The following is a 20,135-nucleotide window of genomic DNA, read 5'->3' on the forward strand; positions in this document are numbered from 1 at the left end:
CCGGATCTCGACTACCGTGCTCGACCATGAGCACTCCCGAGCCCACCCCCGCCCCCGAGGACCAGGCCCAGCAGGCCGAGGCGCAGGTCGAGCACGTCGACGTGCTCGTCGTCGGCGCCGGCCTCTCCGGCATCGGCGCGGCCGCGCAGGTCCTCTCGCGGGTCCCCGGCACCAGCGTCGCGGTCCTCGAGGGCCGCAGCGCCAGCGGCGGCACGTGGGACCTGTTCCGCTACCCCGGCATCCGCTCCGACTCCGACATGTTCACCTTCGGCTACCGCTGGCGCCCCTGGCCCAGCGACACCGCGCTGGCCGACGGCGGGCTGATCCTCGACTACGTGCGCACCGTGGCCCGCGAGTACGACGTCGAGCGCCGCATCCGCTACGACCACTGGGTCAGCGCCGCGTCGTGGAGCAGCGACGAGCGCCGCTGGACGGTGACCTACGAGCACGAGGGTCGCGAGCAGCAGATCACCTGCTCGATGCTGTGGGGCGCCTCGGGCTACTACGACTACGACCAGGGCCACGCCCCGGAGTTCCCGGGCGTCGAGGAGTTCGGCGGCCAGGTCGTGCACCCGCAGTTCTGGCCCGAGGACCTGGACTACTCGGGCAAGAAGGTCGTGGTGATCGGCTCCGGCGCCACCGCGATCACGCTGGTGCCCGCGATGGCCGGCACCGCCGAGCACGTCACGATGCTGCAGCGCTCGCCGTCGTACGTGCTGACCCGCCCGGGCACCGACCCGGTCGCGGCGAAGCTCTCGCGGCTGCCCGCCAAGCTCAAGCAGCCGGTCGTGCGGTGGAAGAACATCCTCGAGGCCGTGGTGTCCTACCAACTCTTCCAGCGCAAGCCCGAGTGGGGCAAGAAGCTGATCCGCGACCAGACGGTCAAGCAGCTGCCCGACGGCTTCGACGTCGACACGCACTTCCGTCCGGCCTACAACCCGTGGGACCAGCGGTTGTGCTTCGTGCCCGACGGCGACCTGTTCCGCTCGATCCGCAAGGGCGAGGCCTCCGTGGTCACCGACACCATCGAGACCTTCACCGAGAAGGGGATCCGGCTCAGCTCGGGCGAGGAGCTCGAGGCCGACGTCGTGGTCACCGCGACCGGCCTGAAGCTCAAGGCCTTCGGGGGCATCCGCTTCAGCGTCGACGGCGCCGAGGTCAAGATGCACGAGACGATGGCCTACAAGTCGCTGATGCTCTCGGGCATCCCCAACTTCGTCTACACGATCGGCTACACGAACGCCTCCTGGACCCTCAAGGCCGACCTGGTCGCCGACTTCGCGGTACGGGTGCTCGAGGAGATGCGCGAGCGTGGCGCCTCGATGTTCGTCGTCGACAAGGACCCCACGGTGGGCGAGCGCCCCTTCATGGACTTCCAGTCCGGGTACGTCGTGCGCGCCCTGGACCAGCTGCCCCGCCAGGGCGACCGAGCGCCGTGGATGCTCAAGCAGAACTACCTGACCGACCTGCGCACGATCCGCCACGACAAGATCGACGACGGGGTGCTGGTCTTCCGCTGACCCCTCCCGCCGGGCGGTCAACCGCGGGGGTGAGCAGGGGTGGAGGGGTGCCTGGTTCATTGGGGGCACGTCATCCGCTACCAGGAGGTAACACCATGGGCATTGCTGACAAGGCGTCGAACAAGGCCGAGGACCTCAAGGGTCAGGGCAAGGAGGGCGCCGGCAAGGCCACCAACGACCCCGAGCTCGAGGGTGAGGGCAAGGGCGACCAGGCCTCCGCCTCGGTCAAGGACGCCGGCGAGAAGATCAAGGACGCCGGCAAGGACATCAAGGACGGCTTCACCAAGTAGCAGCAGGTAGCGAGTGGTGACCCGCGCTCGACCGCCGCGGCGGTAGTGGCGCGGAACACCCTGCGTCGAATGGGTCGTCCCGGGCTGCTCCCCCTATGCTGGGGAGCAGCCCGTCCAGTCTTGCCTCGGGCCCCCCGCGCGCCTCGGCGCTGCGTCCCTCTCCTGCGAGAGGCTGCTGTGCGTCACATCGAGCGCAGCACGTTCTGGCGAGACACGCCAACAGTGAGTAGTCCTAACGTGTCTTCACCCTCCTTCGCCGATCTCGGCGTCCCCACCGACCTGACCCGCGTCCTCGACGCGGCCGGCATCACCAGCCCCACCCCGATCCAGGCCGCCACGCTGCCCGACTCGCTGGCCGGACGCGACGTCCTGGGCCGCGGTCGCACCGGCTCCGGCAAGACCTACGCCTTCCTGCTGCCCCTGGTGGCCCGCCTGGCCGCCTCCGGGCGCACCGCGCGCTCCGGCAAGCCGCGCTCGCTCGTGCTGGCACCGACCCGCGAGCTGGTCGCCCAGATCCAGGAGTCGCTGGCCCCGTTGGCCAAGGTGCACGGCTTCACCATGCAGACCGTCTTCGGCGGCGTGGGCCAGGGCCCGCAGGTCGCCGGCCTCAAGCGCGGCGCCGACATCGTGCTCGCCTGCCCCGGTCGTCTCGAGGACCTCATCAAGCAGGGCCACTGCCGCCTCGACGACATCGAGGTCACCATCCTCGACGAGGCCGACCACATGGCCGACCTCGGCTTCCTGCCCGCGGTGCGCCGCCTGCTCGACGCGACCCCGCGCGACGGCCAGCGCCTGCTGTTCTCGGCCACGCTCGACAACGCGATCGACGTGCTGGTCAAGCGCTACCTGAGCCAGCCCGTCACCCACCAGGCCGACTCCGCGCAGTCGCCGGTCGTCCAGATGGACCACCACGTGCTGCGGATGCCGCGCGAGCACCGGGTGCCGGTGCTGGTCGACCTGACCAGCGCCCCGGGCCGCACGGTCGTCTTCACCCGCACCAAGCACGGCGCCAAGGCGCTGGCCCGCCAGCTCAACAAGAGCGGCGTCCCGTCGGTCGAGCTGCACGGCAACCTGAGCCAGAACGCGCGTACCCGCAACATGGACGCCTTCCACTCGGGCAAGGCCACCACGCTGGTCGCCACCGACATCGCCGCGCGCGGCATCCACGTCGACGACGTGTCGCTGGTCGTGCACGCCGACCCGCCGGCCGAGCACAAGGCCTACCTGCACCGCTCGGGCCGCACCGCCCGTGCCGGTGCCGCCGGCACCGTCATCACCCTGATGACCCCCGAGCAGGAGCGCGACGTGCGCGACCTGACCCGGGCCGCCGGCATCAAGCCGACCATCACCCGCGTCGACGCGCTCGGCCACCCGGTCCTCTCCCAGCTCGCCCCCGGCGAGCGGGTGCTGGTGCCCGGCGGCATCGTCGTCGAGGCCCCGCGTCCGGCCACCGGCTCCACCGGTGGCGGCGGCAACGGCGGGGCTGGCGGCGGTGGGGGCGGCCGCAACCGCAACCGTCGCCGCTCGGGCTCCGGCTCGGGCGCGGGCGCCCAGGGAGGCCCGCGCGGCCAGGGCGGCCAGGGCGGCTCGCGCCAGGGCGGCAAGCCCGGCTCGAAGCCGGCCGCCAAGCAGGGCGCCAAGCCCGCCGCCCGCCGCGGCGGGGGTCGTCCCGCCGGTGGTGGCTCCCACAACGCAGCGAGCTTCAGCGCAGGGGTGCGCTGATCCACCCGACGAGAGGATGAGCCCGGTGCGCGAGTTCGTACGCCGCAGCCTGTGGGAGATGGTCCCACGCGACCAGCGCCAGACCCCCACGGCGCTGCGCCGTCGCCAGCTCGTGACCATCGGGTTCGTCCTCGTCGGGGCGGTCGTCCTCGGCTTCACGCTGCGCACCGACCCGGGCAGCCAGCAGTTCTACCTGCTGACCCTGGTGCTGGCGGGGGTGTGGACCGTGGGCGCCTTCACCTCCGGCCCGCTGCACCTGGGGCGGATCGCGCGCGGTGACGGACTGCGCCGCCCGGTGCTCTCCCCGATCCTGCTCGGGGCGCTGCTGGTCGGGGTCTTCGTCGCCGGCGCCCTGGTGATCCGCGAGATCCCCTTCGCCGACCCCCTGGTCAGCCAGATCCGCTCCGTGCTGCGCTACACAGAGGAGACCCCGATCGGGCTGCTCGTCGTGGTGACGGCGCTCAACGGCGTCGCCGAGGAGCTGTTCTTCCGCGGAGCGGGCTACGCCGCGGTGACCAAGCACCCCGTCACAGTGACCTCGGTGGCCTACACCGTCGCCACGCTGGCCACCGGCAACGTGATGCTCGGCTTCGCGGCCGTGCTGCTGGGCGTCGTGGTGGGCCTGCAGCGCCGGGCCTCCGGCGGCATCCTCGCCCCGGTGCTGACCCACCTGACCTGGTCGCTGTCGATGCTCTTCCTGCTGCCGCTGATCTTCCTGTCCTGACCCCGCCCCACGACTTCGTGAATCCGTTCACAATGTCTGGGATCGGCGGGCTCGTCGTCGTAGCGTCGACGTCGTGGACCTTCTCACCGGACTGACCACCCTCGCGGCCGACATACCCGACCCGGCCGGGCTCCTGCCCGCGCGGCAGCAGATGGCGCTCTCGCTGGGCTGGCATATCGTGCTGGCCTGCTTCGGGGTCGCCTTCCCCACCATGATCCTGGTGATGCACTGGCGCGGGGTCTACCGCGGCGACCCGCTCGCGCTCGTGCTCGCCCGGCGCTGGGCCAAGGTCTCCGCGGTGCTCTTCGCGATCGGTGCGGTGTCCGGCACCGTGCTGAGCTTCGAGATGGGGCTGCTGTGGCCCGGGCTGATGGGTCGCTTCGGAGACGTGCTGGGGCTGCCCTTCGCCTTCGAGGGGGTCGCCTTCTTCCTCGAGGCGATCTTCCTGGGCATCTACCTCTACGGCTGGGGCCGGATCCCGCCGCGCCGGCACCTGCTGATGCTGGTGCCGATGGCCATCACCGGCGTCGCCGGCACCTTCAGCGTGCTGGCGGTCAACGGCTGGATGAACAACCCGACCGGCTTCCGCATCGTCGACGGCGAGGTCACCGACGTCGACCCGTGGGCCGCGATGTTCAACAGCGGCGTGTTCCTGCAGTTCCTGCACATGTGGGTCGCCGCCTTCATGGTCGCGGGCTTCTCGATCGCCGCGGTGTACGCCGCAGGCATGCTGCGGGGCCGACGCGACCGGCACCACCGGCTCGGCTTCACGGTCCCGTTCGCCTTCGCCTCGGTGGCGGCGCTGGTCCAGCCGGCCATCGGGCACCTGCTCGGCTCGCGGCTGGCCGAGACGCAGCCGGCGAAGCTGGCCGCCTTCGAGCTCGCCACCGAGACCGAGAGCCCCTCGCCGCTGCGGCTGGGCGGGCTGCTGGTCGACGGCGAGGTGCGCTGGGCGATCGACATCCCCTACCTGGGCTCGCTGATCGCGAGGAACTCGCTGACCGCCCCGGTCCAGGGCCTCGACACGATCCCGGCCGACGAGCAGCCCCCGGTCAACATCACCCACCTGGCCTTCCAGTCGATGGTCGGCATCGGCACCGCGCTGGCGCTGCTCGCCCTGGTCTACTGGGTCGCTCGCTGGCGCGGGCACGACCTCCTGCGCCCGGAGGCGCGCGGCGGCACCTGGCTGCTGCGGGCCGCAGTGGCCGCCGGGCCGTTGGCCGTGGTGGCGCTCGAGGCCGGGTGGATCGCCACGGAGGTGGGTCGCCAGCCCTGGGTGGTCTACGGAGTGATGCGCACGACCGAGGCCGCGGGCAACAGCTCCACCGCGCTGTGGTGGGTGCTGGGCGCCTCCGCGGTGCTGTACGCCGCGATGACGGTGGGCGCCGTGCTGGTGCTGCGCTCGATGGCCCGCCGCTGGCGGGCGGGCGACGAGAGCCTGCCGAGCCCCTACGGCCCCGAGCTGGAGCACGCGGAGGAGCAGCGCTGATGGGGCTCGAGATCGCGGTCGCCGCGGCCCTGTTCACCGGGGTGGTGGCCTACTCCGTGCTGGGCGGGGCCGACTTCGGCTCCGGCTTCTACGACCTCACCGCGGGCGGGACCCGACGAGGTGCCGAGCTGCGGCGCCAGGTCGACCACAGCATCGGCCCGGTCTGGGAGGCCAACCACGTCTGGCTGATCTTCGTGCTCGTCGTGTGGTGGACGGGCTTCCCCTCGACCTTCGCCGCGGTGGCGACCACGCTGGCGGTGCCGCTGGTCCTGGCCCTGGTCGGCATCGTGCTGCGCGGCTCGGCGTTCGCGTTCCGCAAGTACGCCGCCACCTTGGGCCAGGCGCGGTTCTTCGGGGTGGTCTTCGCCGCCTCGTCGGTGGTCACGCCCTTCTTCCTCGGCACCGTCGCCGGGGCCATCGCCTCGGGGCGGGTGCCCGCCCAGGGCGACGGCGACCCGTGGTCGTCCTGGACGGGCACCACGTCGCTGGTCGGCGGGATCGTGGCCGTGGGCACCTGTGCGTTCCTGGCCGGCGTCTTCCTGGTCACCGACGCGGCCCGGGCCGGCAAGACCGGGCTCTCCGACGCCCTCCGTCGCCGGGTGCTGGTCGTGGGCCTGTTCACCGGAGCGGTGGTGCTCGCGGCCCTGGTGCCGCTGCACGACGACGCACCCACGCTGTGGGCCGGGCTCACGGGCCGCGCGCTTCCCCTGGTGCTGCTCTCGTTCGTCGCCGGCACCACCACCGTGGCCCTCGTCGCCGTACGCCGCTTCGGCCCGGCGCGCTGGAGCGCGGTGCTGGCCGTGGCGTCGGTGGTCAGCGGCTGGGGCGTCGCGCAGTACCCGTGGCTGCTGGTCGACGAGGTCACGCTCGCGCAGGCCGCGGGCGCCCCTGCGACGCTGCAGGGGCTGCTGGTCGCGGTCGGCCTCGCGGTGGTGCTGGTGCTCCCGTCGCTGGCCTACCTGCTGTGGCTGACCCAGACCCAGGCCTGGAGCGGTGCCCCCGAGGAGCGGGCCGTCAGCGCGGGCCCTCCTCCAGCGCCCGACGCACGGCCTCGGCGTAGGTGAGCGGCTCGCCGGGCACCAGGTCGCGGATGGTGTAGTCGGTCTGGACGACCTCGGTGCCCATCGAGTCGATGAGGTTGCCGGCGGTGGTGGCGTTGACGCCGGTGATCAGCTTGATCCACCACGACGAGAGCAGGGGGGTGCCCACCGGCACCTTCAGCACCGGCACCTTCCGGCCGAGCATCACCTCGCCGGCCTCCTGCATCATCCCGACGTAGCTCAGCTGGTCGGCGCCGCCGATCTCGAGCACCTGGCCGTAGGCCTTCTCCAGCCCGGTGACCCCCACGATGTAGCGGATCACGTCGTCGAGGGCGATCGGCTGGGTCAGGGTGGCGGCCCACTTGGGCACCACCATGGCCGGCAGGTTCTTGACCAGCTTGCGGGTCATCTCCCACGAGATGCCACCCGCGCCGACGACGATCGCGGCGCGCAGCACGGTGACCGGCACGTCGGAGCCGGCCAGCAGCTTCTCGACCTCGCGGCGCGAGCGCAGGTGGGGCGAGAGCTGCGAGCCCTCCTTGCCGAGCCCGCCGAGGTAGACGATCTGGTGCACCCCGTTGGCCGCCGCGGCCAGGGCGAAGGTCTTCGCTGCCTCCGCGTCCTTGCGCTCGAAGTCGTTGTCGTCGAGGGAGTGCACGAGGTAGATCGCCACGTCGACGCCCTCGAGCGGAGCGGCGAGGCTGCCGGGGTCGTTGACGTCGCCGAAGACCGGGTCGCCCTGGCCCTCGTAGGTGTCGGGGTGCCGCGTCATGGCCTTGACCTGGTGGCCGGCCTCGACGAGAGCGGGGACGAGTCGGCGACCGACGAATCCGGTGGCGCCGGTGACCAGGACGGTGAGGCTCATGGGTCCCACACTAGGGACTCGACCCCTGCGTCGGGGTCACCCAGCGGTGGAGCCCCGACCGGCGCGGTCGGCGCGGGCGCGGATCTGCTCGCGCCGGGTCTGGTCCATCGCGGCCTCGTACGCCGCCACCAGGCTCGAGATCGACAGCGGCTTGATGCGCTCGACGACCTCGCGCACGGTCTCGGCCGAGGCGCCCGCCTCCTTGTAGGCCGGCCACACCACGGTGCGGAAGAGCTCGTTGAGCTCCTCGGCCACCTGGCGGCCGTGCCGGGCGTAGACCTCGGCGGCGGCCGTCGCGGCGGCGGTGGGGAAGCCGAGGTCGAGCAGGCCCAGGCCCACGGTCAGCTGGGTGGGGGTGACGTCGAGCAGGTCGCTGCCGCTGCGCCGGCGCACGATGCCCAGCGCGACCAGCAGCGCCACGTCGTCGTCCTCGAGGCCGCGCCCGGCCCGGGTCGCGAGCTCGGCGTGGGTCATCGTCTCGGTGGCCTCGGCCTGCCAGGGAGCGAGCATGGTGCGGTGCAGCGCGATCTGCTCGGGGGTGGCCTCGTCGGGCACCGCGGCCAGGTAGCGCTCGATCGCCGAGAGCGTGAAGCCGTGGCCCTGCAGCTCGCGCACGAGCTCGAGCCGGGCCACGTGGTCGTCGCTGTAGTAGCCCGAGCGGCCCTGGCGGATCGGCGGCGGCACCAGGCCCTTGGTGGTGTAGAAGCGCACGTTGCGCACGCTCATCCCGACCCGGGCGGTGAGCTCCTCGAGGGTCAGCAGGCCCACGGCCCCGGACTCCGACGTGGTGCCCATCACACTCCTTCCGACCATCCCGGTCGTCATGGTCCTTGACGACACTGACAGTAATAGTGTCACAATCGAGTCAGCACGCGCGCGCCCACGCCTCCCGGCGGTCGCGGCGCTCCACGAGAACCGAGGACGGTCATGGCAGAAGCATTCGTGTACGACCACATCCGCACGCCGCGAGGCAAGGGCAAGGCGGCGGGCTCGCTGCACGAGGTCAAGGCCATCGACCTCGCCGTCGGGCTCCTCGACGAGCTGCGCACCCGCAACCCGGGCCTCGACCCGCACCGCGTCGACGACGTCGTGCTCGGTGTCGTGACCCCCGTCGGCGAGCAGGGCGGCGACATCGCCAAGACCGCCGCGCTGGCGGCCGGCTACCCCGAGACCGTGGCCGGCGTGCAGCTCAACCGCTTCTGCGCCTCCGGGCTCGAGGCCGTCAACCAGGCCGCCGCCCGCATCCGCGGCGGCATGGAGGACCTGGTCCTCGCCGGTGGCGTCGAGTCGATGTCGAACGTGCCGATGGGCTCCGACGGCGGCGCCTGGGCGATGGACCCGGCCACCGCGTTGACGACCGGCTTCGTGCCGCAGGGCATCGGCGCCGACCTGATCGCCACCATCGAGGGCTTCAGCCGCGACGACGTCGACGCCTACGCCGCCGAGTCGCACCACCGCGCCGCCAAGGCGTGGGCCAACGGTTACTTCGCCGACTCGGTGATCCCGGTGCGCGACCTCAACGGCCTGACCATCCTCGACCACGACGAGACCGTGCGCCCCGACACCAGCCCCGAGGGCCTGGCCGGGCTCAAGCCGTCCTTCGCCCAGCCCGGCCGCGACGCCGGCTTCGACGACGTGGCGCTCGAGAAGTACCACTGGATCGAGAAGATCGACCACGTCCACCACGCCGGCAACTCCTCCGGCATCGTCGACGGCGCCGCGCTGGTGGCCATCGGCAGCGAGCAGGTCGGCACCGACCTGGGGCTGACCCCGCGGGCGCGCATCGTCTCGATGGCCGTCTCGGGCGCCGACCCGACGATCATGCTCACCGGCCCCGCCCCGGCCGCCCGCAAGGCGCTGGCCAAGGCCGGCCTCGAGGTCGACGACATCGACCTGTTCGAGATCAACGAGGCCTTCGCCGCGGTCGCGATGCGCTTCATGCGCGACATGGGCATCAGCCACGAGATCACCAACGTCAACGGCGGCGCCATCGCCATGGGCCACCCGCTGGGCGCCACCGGCGCGATGATCCTCGGCACCCTCATCGACGAGCTGGCCCGCCGCGACCAGAAGCGCGGCCTCGCCACGCTCTGCGTCGGCGGCGGCATGGGCATCGCCACCATCGTCGAGCTGGTCTGACGGCGACCCGCAGCGCCGTACCGACCAGACTTCCCTGAGACCGAACAGGACACGAACACAGACATGAGCAGCACCGAGACCCAGACGGCAGTCCGCTACGACAAGGACGCCGACGGCATCGTCACCCTGACCCTCGACGACCCGAACCAGTCCGCGAACACCATGAACGACCTCTACCGGTCGTCGATGGACGCCGCGATCGACCGCCTGTACGACGAGCTGGCCGCCGACGAGTCGTCGGTCACCGGCGTGGTCGTGGCCAGCGCCAAGAAGACCTTCTTCGCCGGCGGCGACCTCAAGGGCATGGTCAGGACCAGCCCCGAGGACGCCGCGGCCGTCTTCGAGATGGCCGAGGGCATGAAGGCCGCCCTGCGCCGCCTCGAGAAGCTGCCCCGCCCGGTCGTGGCCGCCATCAACGGCGCCGCGCTCGGCGGCGGCCTCGAGATCACCCTGGCCTGCAACCACCGCATCGTCGTCGACGACCCCAAGGTCGCGCTGGGCCTGCCCGAGGTCACCCTCGGCCTGCTCCCGGGCGGCGGCGGCGTGACCCGCACCGTGCGGATGCTGGGCCTGCAGGACGCGCTGATGGGCGTGCTGCTCGAGGGCAAGCAGTTCAAGCCCGCCCAGGCCAAGGAGGTCGGCCTGGTCGACGAGCTCGTCGCCACCCGCGAGGAGCTGGTGCCCGCGGCCAAGGCCTGGATCCAGGCCAACCCCGACGCCCACGCCAACCCCTGGGACGCACCCGGCTACAAGATGCCCGGCGGCACCCCGCGCTCGCCCGGCCTCGCGGCGTTCCTGCCGGCGTTCCCGGCGCTGCTGCGCAAGCAGACCAAGGGCGCCGTCTACCCCGCGACCCGCGCGATCCTCTCGGCCGCGGTCGAGGGCGCCAGCCGCGACTTCGACACCGCCTCGCGCATCGAGTCGCGCTACCTGACCAACCTGGTCGTCAACCAGGGCTCGAAGAACATGATCCAGGCGTTCTTCTTCGACCTGCAGGCCATCGGTGCCGGCAAGCTGCGCCCCCAGGGCGTCGAGCGGTTCCAGGCCACCAAGGTGGGCGTCCTGGGCGCCGGGATGATGGGTGCGGGCATCGCCTACTCCTGCGCCCGCGCCGGCATGCAGGTCGTGCTCAAGGACGTCTCGGCCGAGAACGCCGCCAAGGGCAAGGCCTACTCCGAGAAGCTCAACGCCAAGGCCGTCGAGCGCGGCAAGCTGACCCAGGAGAAGTCCGACGAGCTGCTCGGGCGCATCCACGCCACCGCCGACCCGGCCGACCTGGCCGGCTGCGACCTGGTGATCGAGGCCGTCTTCGAGGACCCCGCGCTGAAGGCCAAGGTCTTCGCCGAGGTGGCCCCGCACGTCAACCCCGACGCGCTGCTGTGCTCCAACACCTCGACGCTGCCGATCTCCGAGCTCGCCGAGGGCGTCGACCGTCCCGCCGACTTCATCGGGCTGCACTTCTTCAGCCCCGTCGACAAGATGCCGCTCGTCGAGATCATCAAGGGCGAGCAGACCTCCGACGAGGCGCTGGCCAAGGCCTACGACGTGGTCCAGCAGATCCGCAAGACCCCGATCGTGGTCAACGACTCGCGCGGCTTCTACACCTCGCGCGTCATCGGCTTCATGGTCAACGAGGGCATGGCGATGCTCGCCGAGGGCGTCGCCCCCTGGACCATCGAGCGGGCCACCAGCCAGGCCGGCTACCCGGCCCCCGTGCTGCAGCTCTCCGACGAGCTCAACCTCGAGCTGATGGGCAAGATCGCCAAGGCCACCCGCGAGGCCAACGAGCGCGACGGCAAGCAGGTCGCCGAGCACCCCGGCACCGCCGTGGTCGACCGGATGCTCGAGGCCGGCCGCGCCGGCCGCCTGCGCGGCGCCGGCTTCTACGACTACGACGAGCAGGGCAAGCGCGTCACGCTGTGGGAGGGCCTCTCCGAGATGTTCCCGCTCGCCGAGGAGCAGCCCCCGATCGCCGACTGCCGCGACCGGATGCTCTTCGCCGAGGCGCTCGAGACCGCCAAGTGCTTCGAGGAGGGCGTCATCACCTCCGCCGCGGCCGCCAACATCGGCTCGATCATGGGCATCGGCTTCCCGCCGATGACCGGTGGCGCCGCGCAGTTCATGCAGGGCTACACCCACGCCGACGGCGAGGTGGGCCTGAGCGCGTTCGTGCGTCGCGCCGACGAGCTCGCGGCGGCGTACGGCGACCGGTTCCGCCCCACCGACCGCCTGCGCGAGATGGCCGAGAAGGGCGAGTCCTTCCCCGCCTGACCCGGCCCCGACATCGCGCCGACCCGGCCCGAACATCGCGCCGACCCGGCCCGGACCTCCACCACGGGTGGAGGGACGGGTCGGGTCGACGCGCGCCGGGGGAGGACCGGTCAGACGTCGATGCCCCGCACCCACCTCTCGCCGGCATCGCCACCCCAGGCGTCCCAGGCGACCCGGCCCGGTGAGGGAAAGCCCTCGCTGCCGCGCTTGAAGCCCTTCGCGTCCTTGTCGACCCGGTGGCGCGCGAAGTAGACCTGCATCTTCTTGACGTCGGCGTCGTCGAGGTCCTCGCCGTCGGCCAGCTGGTGGGCACGTCGCCGACCGACGTCGGTGAAGCCCGCTCCGGCCCTGCCCTCCTCGATCCACCTGACGGCACGCTGACCGACCTGCTGCACGCCCTTGGGCGGGGTGTGGCCTGAGCTGCTCATCTCTCGATGCTGCGCGAGGACTGACGTCCCGGGACCACCCGCTCGGGCGTGAGATCTGGGACGGGTGGGCGCGAGACATGGGCCGGGTCGGCGGTGGTGGGGCGGGGGATCAGTAAGGTCGTGCCCCGTGAGCACTCCAGAGAACAAGAACGCGCACCCCACCTACGCCGACCTCGTCGCCCTGCCGGCCTGGGCCGAGCAGCCGGTGCCGGTCGCCTTCGAGGACGCCAACGGCCACCTCAACGTGCGCCACTACACGGGCATCGCCAGCGAGGGCCTCGACTACTCGCTCGTCGAGCTCGGCATCCCGCAGATGTGGCCCGCCGAGGGGCACGCGATCTTCTCCGCCGAGCACCACCTGACCTACCTGGCCGAGCTGCGCACCGGTGACCGGATGTCGGCGCGGGTGCGGCTGCTGGGCCGCTCCGAGCGGGCCGCGCACGCGCTGGTCTACCTGCTCGACGACACCCACGAGCGGGTCAGCTACGTGATGGAGGAGATCTTCCTCCACATCGACATGGAGACCCGCAAGACGGCTCCGTGGCCCGAGGACGTCGCCGCCAACCTCGACCGCCGCATCGCCGAGCACGCCGAGCTGCCCTTCGCCGCCGACGTGTCCGGCTCGATGGCGCTGCGCTGAGCCCGGCTCGCAGGAGACGCAGGAGACACAGCCGATGCAGCAGGACAACCCGGCCGGGCGGGTCCGCGACGAGGACGCCTTCGACACCGACGCGCTCGCGGCGTGGCTCGCCCCGCGCACCGGGATCGACCAGGTCACCGAGGTGCGCCAGTTCCGTGGCGGCGCCTCCAACCTGACCTACCTGGTGCGCCAGCCGCGCCCCGACGGGTCGACGTACGACCTGGTGCTGCGGCGCCCGCCGAGCGGGCGCAAGGCCGCCGGGGCCCACGACATGGGTCGCGAGCACGACATCCAGGCCGCGCTCGCGCCGGTCTTCGACCACGTCGCGCGGATGGTGGGCCACGAGAGCGACGAGTCGGTGCTGGGCTCGGAGTTCTACGTGATGGAGCAGGTGCCGGGCACGATCCTGCGCCAGGACCTGCCCGCCTCGTGGGGCGAGGTCGACCCGGCCGCGGTGGGGCTGCTCTGCGAGCGGGCCCTCGACGTGCTGGTCGAGCTGCACTCCGTCGACGTCACCCAGGTGCCGGCGCTGGCCGCCCTGGGCCGTGGCGAGGGGTACGTCGCCCGCCAGGTGCGCGGCTGGACGACCCGGCTCGAGGGCTCGCGCACCGACGACACCGGCGACTGGTCCGACGTGCTGGGCTGGATCGAGGAGCACCAGCCCGCCGACGTCGCGCAGGTGCTGATCCACAACGACTACCGCTTCGACAACCTGGTGCTCGACGGCGGCCCCGACGACCCGCGGGTCGTCGCGGTGCTCGACTGGGAGCTGGCCACCGTCGGCGACCCGCTGATGGACCTGGGCTCGACGCTGGCCTACTGGGTGCAGGCCGACGACGACGACATGTTCCAGCTCTTCCGCCGCCAGCCCACCAACGCGCCGGGCATGTGGACGCGCGAGGAGCTGGTGCGGCGCTACTGCGAGCGCACCGGCCACGCCCCCTCGGCCGACGACCTGGCCTTCTACGAGGTCTTCGGGCTGTTCCGGCTCGCGGTCATCGCCCAGCAGATCTGGTACCGCTACGTGCACGGCCAGACCACCAACGAGGCCTACGCCCCGCTGGGCCAGGTCGTGGCCTACCTCGAGCAGCGCTGCCGACGCCTCCTGGCCCAGCGATGACGACAGCGATGACGACAGCGCTGATGCCAGGGATGATGGGCAGCTGATGGGACTCGTGCTGATGGTCCGCCACGGCCAGGCCTCCTTCGGCGCCGACGACTACGACGTGCTCTCACCGACCGGCTGGGAGCAGGCCCGCACGCTCGGGGGCTGGCTCACCGAGCGCGGCGTGGCCCCCACCGGCGTCGTGCACGGCTCGATGCGCCGGCACCGCGAGACCCTCGAGGCGCTCGCCGAGGGCGCCGGGTGGCAGGCGGGCCCTGCCCACGAGCAGGACGAGCGCTGGGACGAGTTCGACCACCTCTCCGTGGTCGGCGCCTACCCCGACCTGCCCGAGGGCGAGCTCGACCGCCGCGCCTTCCAGGAGGTCTTCGAGCGGGCCACCGAGCGCTGGAGCGCCGGGCACCACGACGCCGACTACGACGAGACCTACCGGGGCTTCCGGGCCCGCACCCGCGCCGCCCTCGACGCCGTGACCGAGCAGGCCGGCAGCGGGCGCAGCGTCGTGGTGGTCACCTCGGGCGGGGTCGTGGCCGCGGTCGGCGCGGCGCTGCTGCTGGGCGAGCAGGCCGACGACGCGACGTACGCCGCCACCTGGCAGCGGCTCAACACCGTGTGCGCCAACACCTCGGTCACCCGGGTCGTCGTCGGGCGCGGCGGGCCGCGGCTGCTGACCTTCAACGAGCACGAGCACCTCGCGCCCGACCAGCTGACCTACCGCTAGCCGGGCCACCGCGATGTCGACCCAGGCGATGAACGCCCTCTACGCGGTCGGGCTGGGCTCGGTCGTCGCGGTGCTGCTCCTGGTGCCGACCGCCGCGGTGCGCTACCGCCGCACCGGCCGGCTGCCGCCCGGCGAGCTGCTGCTCCTGCTGGCCGCGGCCGTCTACGGCCTGGCGCTGTGGACCTACACGCTGCTGCCGCTGCCCGACCCCGGCTCCTTCACCTGTCGGCCCACCCAGCTCGACCCGCTCACCTCGGTGGGCCGGGTCGCGCTGCCCGACGAGGGCGGCGTGCGCGCGCTGCTGCGCCAGCCCGCCTTCCTGCAGGTCGCCCTCAACGTGCTGCTCTTCGTGCCGTTCGGGTTCTTCGTACGCCGCGTGCTGCGGCGTGGCGTGGTCGTGGCGGGCCTGCTGGGGCTGGCGGCCTCGGCGCTGGTCGAGACCACGCAGGGCACCGGCATCTGGGGGCTCTACGACTGCGCCTACCGGCTGCTCGACGTCGACGACCTGTTGCTCAACGCCACCGGTGCGGTGCTCGGCTCGCTGGCCTCGTGGGCGGTGGTGCGGCGCCGAGGCCCGCAGGCCCGCCCGCTGCCCGAGCGGGTCACGTGGGGGCGGCGGGTGGTGGGGATGGCCTGCGACGCGGTCTTCGTGGTGGCCGTGGGCGCCGCGGTGGCGATCGGTGTGCGGTTCCTCAACGTCTACGTGCTCGACATGGGGCCGTGGCGCGACCTGCAGGTGCTGCTGCAGTGGAGCGTGCCGTTCGCGCTCGAGGCGGTGCTGGTGCTGGGGGCCGGGCGCACCGTGGGGGAGTGGGTGGTCTCGCTGCGCACCACCGGCCGCTCGCGCTGGCTGGTGGGCCCCCAGCGGGTGGTCAAGCTCGCGACCGGGCTCGGGCCGGTCTTCGCGCTCGGCCTGGCCGACCTGCCGTGGGGCGGGGCGGCGCTGGCGGCGTACCTGGCGCTGACGCTGGCGGCGGCCTGGCCGACCCGCGAGCACCGCGGCCTGAGCCACGTGCTCGCGGGCCTCGAGCTGAGAACGGGGCTCAGAGCAGGCGCTTGAGCACGCCCAGCGGCGCGTGCTTCATCACCACCGACAGCGGCGCCCACGGCAGCGCGGGCACGCACGCGGAGTCGGCGCGCTTCTCGATGGCCGCGACCATCGAGCGCACGCCCTTCTCGGTGGAGACCATCAGCGGGGTCTGCTGGGCGACCTGCTCGTTCATCTCCGAGGCGATGTAGCCGGGGTAGAGCACGGTCACGTCGACGGTGCGGCCCAGCTCGGTGCCGTGCAGCTCGGTGCGCAGGCCCTCGGCGAGGAACGCGGCGCCGATCTTGGTGGCGGCGTAGGTCGTCATCGACTTGGGCATGCCGCGCATCGCCGACATCGACGAGACCATCACCAGGTGGCCCGAGCGCTGGGCCCGAAAGACCTCCACCGCGGCCTCGGTCTGGGCCAGCGCGCCGAGGAAGTTGGTGGTCGCGGTCTCGCGGTTGGCCGCGGCCTGGCCGGTGCCCAGCGCGGCCCCCTTGCCCAGGCCCGCGTTGACGACGACCCGGTCGAGGCCGCCGAGCTCGGCGCGCAGCTCCTCGAAGACCACCGGCACCTGGTCGGGGTCGGTGACGTCGAGGGTGCGCAGCGCGACGCGGCGCTCGGGGTGGGCGGCGAGGATCTCGGTGCGCAGCTCCTCGAGCCGGTCGGTGCGCCGGGCGCACAGGGCGAGGTCCTCGCCGCGTGCGGCGAGCTGGCGGGCCATCTCGGCGCCGAGCCCGGAGGATGCGCCGGTGATCAGGGTCGTGGTCATGGGGACAGTCTCGGCGACGCCGTCGACACCTCACCCGGGAGGTCACGCGACGGTCACTGTTACGAAACCGTTGCCATGCCCCCGGGGGCAATCCCTTGACCTGAGGGGGGGTGATGAATTGTGGTCTATCCCACCCCCGTGTTCACGACCGACCGTCTCGGAGTCGGCGCACGGACGGTTTCTCGGGCAGCTACAGGAGACATCACACTCGTGCACACCACTGCAGCGAGCCGTTCCGCGCGCCAGCGCGGCATCGGCCTCATCTCCGCGGGACTCCTCGCGGCCGGAGTCGCGGCCTCGGTGCCGGCGGCCTCCGCCGCCGACGACACCGCCACCCCCCAGGCGCCCACCGGCGCCGACGCCCTGACGTCCTACGACGCCGGGCGCTACGTCGTCGTGCTGCGTGATCCCGCGGCCGCGACGTACGCCGGCGGCGACCGCCGCTTCGCAGCCACCCGCGCCCCCCAGGGTGGTCAGTTCCGCGCCGACAGCGCCAACGTGCGCGCCTACACCGCGCACCTCGAGCGCACCCAGCGCACCGTCGCCGACGACGCCGGCGTCGAGCCGGTGCTGAGCAACACCATCGCCAGCAACTCCTTCGTCGCCGACCTCAGCGCGAAGCAGGCGCTCGAGCTGGCCGGCGACCGCCGGGTGCTGCTGGTCGAGAAGAACGAGGCCCGCGAGCTCGACACCTGGAACACCGGTGACTTCCTGGGCATGACCGGCAAGAAGGGCGCCTGGAAGGCGCAGGGCCCGCGTCCGAAGGCCGGCGACGGCGTGGTGGCCGGCGTCATCGACTCGGGCTACTGGCCCGAGTCGGAGTCGTTCTCGGGCAACGCCATCAACGAGTCGCCCCGCACCAAGTGGGACATCACGATGGACGCCGAGGGCAACACCCGGATGGAGAAGCTCGACGGCGGCGTCTTCACCGGCGCCTGCGAGGCCGGCGAGGAGTTCGAGGCGACGCTGTGCAACGACAAGGTCGTCGGGGCGCGCTACTACTCCGACTCCTTCGAGGCCCAGATCGCCTCGGGTGCTGCCGAGAAGGCCGAGGACGAGTTCCTCTCCCCGCGTGACGGTGGCGGCCATGGCTCGCACACCGCCTCGACGACCGCCGGCAACATCGTGCGCGGCGTCGAGGTCGAGGGCCGCGAGTTCGGCAAGCTCTCGGGCATGGCCCCGGCCGCGAAGATCGCGGTCTACAAGGTCTGCTGGGAGGACACCGACCCCAACTCGGGTGGCTGCTACACCGACGCCATCCTCGGCGCCATCGACGACGCCGTCGCCGACGGCGTCGACGTGCTGAACTTCTCGATCTCGGGTGCGACCGACACCGTCGTGGACTCCGTCGAGGTGGCCTTCGAGGGTGCGGCCGAGGCCGGCATCTTCGTCGCCGCCTCCGCCGGCAACAGCGGCCCCGACGCCTCGACGGTCGCCCACAACAGCCCGTGGCTGACCACCGTGGCCTCGACCACGCACGTGAACTTCGAGAACACGCTCAAGCTGGGCGACGGCACCAAGCTGGTCGGCGCCTCGATCTCGGGCACCCGCCTGCCGCAGACGCCGCTCGTCGACTCGGTCTCCGTGGCCGGCACCGACGACCTGGCCGACGCCGCCCTGTGCGGTGCCGGCACCCTGGACCCCGCGCTGGCCGAGGGCAAGATCGTGGTCTGCGACCGCGGCGCCTACGCCCGCGTCGACAAGTCCGCCGAGGTCGCCCGCGCCGGTGGCGTGGGCATGGTCATGGTCAACCCGTCGCCGAACAGCCTCGACGCCGACTTCCACTCGGTCCCGACCATCCACCTCGACGAGGTCGACGGTGCGAGCGTCTACGAGTACCTCGACGAGGCCGGCACCGAGGCCACCGCCGCGTTCCGCCTGGGCAACAAGACCGACAAGGTCACCCCGCTGCCGCAGGTCTCCGGCTTCTCCTCGCGCGGCCCGGCCGTCGCCAACGAGTCCGACATCCTCAAGCCCGACATCGCCGCGCCGGGCTCGAGCGTGCTGGCCGCCGTCTCGCCCCCGACCAACGCCGGGCGCGACTACGACCTCTACTCCGGCACCTCGATGGCCGCGCCGCACGTCGCGGGCCTGGGCGCCTTCCTGATGGGCACCTACCCGACCTGGTCGCCCCAGGACGTCCAGTCGGCCATGATGACCACCGCCAACCGCACCCGCACCGCCGACGGCAAGGGCTCGGGCGAGGCCCTGGCCCAGGGCGCCGGCATCGTGAACCCGAAGAAGTTCTTCGACCCCGGGTGGCACATCGGCTCCGGGGCCCGCGAGTGGCGCGGCTTCCTGACCGGCCAGGGCCTGCCCACCGGTGTCCCGGCGATCCCGGCCACCGAGGTCAACCTGCCCTCGATGGCGCAGGGCCAGGTGGCCGGCACGACCTCCTTCACCCGCACCATGGTCTCGACCATGACCGGCACCTGGAAGGTCAAGGTCGACCTGCCCGGCTTCGAGGCGAGCTTCCCCGAGACCGTCACCGCCAAGCGCAAGGGCGACATCGAGGACCTCACCATCGAGTTCACCCGCACCGACGCGCCGCTCGGCGAGTTCGCCCAGGGTGTCGTCACCCTCAAGGGCCCGACCAAGCTCCGCCTCCCGGTCGCGCTGCGCCCGGTCTCGGTCAAGGCTCCGCTCTCGGTCGAGGGCACCGGCACTGACGGCTCGACCACGGTCGAGATCACCCCGTCGACCACCGGTGAGCTGGCCATCGGTGCCGCCGGCCTGGCCCAGGGCATCTCTGCCGACGGCTCGGTCGCCGAGGGCGACAGCGTGCTGTCGGACTGCATCGAGGTCCCCGAGGGCGTCGACTACGCCCGCTTCGACCTCGACGCCATCGACGACAGCAGCGACCTCGACCTCTACGTGTACGCCGCCGACTCGTGCGACCCGGCGACGATCTACGCCTACGCCGGCCAGTCCGCGACCGGCTCGGCCGACGAGCGGGTCGACATCACCGCTCCCGAGGCCGGGGCGTACTTCTTCGAGGTCGACGGCTACGCCGCCGGCTCCGAGGGCAGCCCGATCGAGTACGACTTCGACACCTTCCTCGTCGGAGGCGGCGCTGACCTCGGTGACCTCACCGTCGAGCCCAACCCGGTGCCGACCCAGGCCCAGCAGCCCACGTCCTTCGACGTGAGCTGGACCGGTCTGGAGGAGGGTGCGGAGTACCTCGGCCTGCTGACCTACGAGGGTGCGCTCGCGCCGACCGTGCTCACGGTCTCCACCGATTGACCAGCTAGGACCAGCACCACCCAGCACGCAGAGGCGGCCGTCCCGGGAGACCGGGGCGGCCGCCTCGTGCGTGGGGAGCGGCGACTCCTACCTACAGGGTATGCATACGTGGTATACA

General features: G+C 72.3%; 17 protein-coding genes. 13 read left to right on the plus strand and 4 right to left on the minus strand.

Translation table 11 applies throughout. From position 1 onward, the window contains the following. Positions 1-26 precede the first annotated feature (26 nt). From QWJ41_RS00370 to QWJ41_RS00395, 6 genes are all read left to right on the plus strand, one after another. Positions 27-1,520 (plus strand): flavin-containing monooxygenase, encoded by a 1,494-nt coding sequence (locus QWJ41_RS00370; protein WP_302705126.1) that lies wholly within the window; start codon positions 27-29, stop codon positions 1,518-1,520. Positions 1,521-1,615: 95 nt separating this feature from the next. After that, positions 1,616-1,810 carry a CsbD family protein gene (locus tag QWJ41_RS00375; protein ID WP_302705128.1) on the plus strand — a complete coding sequence of 65 codons (195 nt, stop codon included), beginning with the start codon at positions 1,616-1,618 and terminating at the stop codon, positions 1,808-1,810. Between the two features lie 237 nt (positions 1,811-2,047). Next, entirely contained in the window at positions 2,048-3,532 is a 1,485-nt protein-coding gene (locus QWJ41_RS00380; protein ID WP_302705129.1) for a DEAD/DEAH box helicase, read from the plus strand. A 16-nt stretch (positions 3,533-3,548) separates the two neighbouring features. Beyond that, positions 3,549-4,256, plus strand: a complete 708-nt coding sequence (locus QWJ41_RS00385; protein WP_302705130.1) for a CPBP family intramembrane glutamic endopeptidase — start codon at positions 3,549-3,551, stop codon at positions 4,254-4,256. A 73-nt stretch (positions 4,257-4,329) separates the two neighbouring features. Beyond that, positions 4,330-5,745, plus strand: coding sequence for a cytochrome ubiquinol oxidase subunit I (locus QWJ41_RS00390; RefSeq protein WP_302705131.1), 1,416 nt, complete (start codon positions 4,330-4,332; stop codon positions 5,743-5,745). Continuing rightward, positions 5,745-6,809 (plus strand): cytochrome d ubiquinol oxidase subunit II, encoded by a 1,065-nt coding sequence (locus QWJ41_RS00395; RefSeq protein WP_302705132.1) that lies wholly within the window; start codon positions 5,745-5,747, stop codon positions 6,807-6,809. Before QWJ41_RS00390 ends, QWJ41_RS00395 begins: the two co-directional genes overlap by 1 nt. Here the strand turns inward: QWJ41_RS00395 and QWJ41_RS00400 are convergent. After that, positions 6,760-7,650, minus strand: a complete 891-nt coding sequence (locus QWJ41_RS00400) for an NAD(P)H-binding protein (RefSeq protein ID WP_302705133.1) — start codon at positions 7,648-7,650, stop codon at positions 6,760-6,762. The genes QWJ41_RS00395 and QWJ41_RS00400 overlap by 50 nt on opposite strands. 36 nt (positions 7,651-7,686) lie before the next feature. Further along, on the minus strand, positions 7,687-8,445 hold the full coding sequence (locus QWJ41_RS00405; protein ID WP_302705134.1) for a MerR family transcriptional regulator: 759 nt from the start codon (positions 8,443-8,445) through the stop codon (positions 7,687-7,689). A gap of 132 nt (positions 8,446-8,577) precedes the next feature. On the opposite strand from QWJ41_RS00405, the gene QWJ41_RS00410 reads away from it, so the two are divergent. Then, positions 8,578-9,789: an acetyl-CoA C-acetyltransferase gene (locus QWJ41_RS00410; RefSeq protein WP_302705135.1), complete on the plus strand. Its 1,212-nt coding sequence runs from the start codon at positions 8,578-8,580 to the stop codon at positions 9,787-9,789. 63 nt (positions 9,790-9,852) lie between these two features. Continuing rightward, a complete protein-coding gene (locus tag QWJ41_RS00415) occupies positions 9,853-12,060 on the plus strand; it encodes a 3-hydroxyacyl-CoA dehydrogenase NAD-binding domain-containing protein (RefSeq protein WP_302705136.1) in 2,208 nt (735 codons plus the stop codon). 110 nt (positions 12,061-12,170) lie between these two features. Here the strand turns inward: QWJ41_RS00415 and QWJ41_RS00420 are convergent, their stop codons facing one another. Beyond that, the gene (locus QWJ41_RS00420) at positions 12,171-12,488 is read right to left on the minus strand and encodes a hypothetical protein (protein ID WP_302705137.1); all 318 of its coding nucleotides are present in this window, start codon (positions 12,486-12,488) and stop codon (positions 12,171-12,173) included. Positions 12,489-12,615: 127 nt separating this feature from the next. Between QWJ41_RS00420 and QWJ41_RS00425 the strand changes: the two genes are divergently transcribed. The 4 genes from QWJ41_RS00425 to QWJ41_RS00440 are packed head-to-tail and all read left to right on the plus strand — an operon-like array spanning position 12,616 to position 16,032. After that, on the plus strand, positions 12,616-13,128 hold the full coding sequence (locus QWJ41_RS00425) for a thioesterase family protein (RefSeq protein WP_302705138.1): 513 nt from the start codon (positions 12,616-12,618) through the stop codon (positions 13,126-13,128). 34 nt (positions 13,129-13,162) lie between these two features. Then, positions 13,163-14,248 (plus strand): phosphotransferase family protein, encoded by a 1,086-nt coding sequence (locus tag QWJ41_RS00430; RefSeq protein WP_302705139.1) that lies wholly within the window; start codon positions 13,163-13,165, stop codon positions 14,246-14,248. A gap of 46 nt (positions 14,249-14,294) precedes the next feature. Further along, on the plus strand, positions 14,295-14,972 hold the full coding sequence (locus tag QWJ41_RS00435; protein ID WP_302705140.1) for a histidine phosphatase family protein: 678 nt from the start codon (positions 14,295-14,297) through the stop codon (positions 14,970-14,972). 13 nt (positions 14,973-14,985) lie between these two features. After that, positions 14,986-16,032, plus strand: coding sequence for a VanZ family protein (locus QWJ41_RS00440; RefSeq protein WP_302705141.1), 1,047 nt, complete (start codon positions 14,986-14,988; stop codon positions 16,030-16,032). Here the strand turns inward: QWJ41_RS00440 and QWJ41_RS00445 are convergent. Next, positions 16,016-16,774 (minus strand): SDR family oxidoreductase, encoded by a 759-nt coding sequence (locus tag QWJ41_RS00445; RefSeq protein WP_302705142.1) that lies wholly within the window; start codon positions 16,772-16,774, stop codon positions 16,016-16,018. The genes QWJ41_RS00440 and QWJ41_RS00445 overlap by 17 nt on opposite strands. Positions 16,775-16,984: 210 nt before the next feature. On the opposite strand from QWJ41_RS00445, the gene QWJ41_RS00450 reads away from it, so the two are divergent. Next, a complete protein-coding gene (locus tag QWJ41_RS00450; RefSeq protein WP_302705143.1) occupies positions 16,985-20,017 on the plus strand; it encodes a S8 family serine peptidase in 3,033 nt (1,010 codons plus the stop codon). The last annotated feature ends 118 nt before the right edge of the window (positions 20,018-20,135 follow it).

This window comes from Nocardioides cremeus (assembly GCF_030518195.1).
GTDB classification, from domain to species: Bacteria; Actinomycetota; Actinomycetes; order Propionibacteriales; family Nocardioidaceae; genus Nocardioides; species Nocardioides cremeus.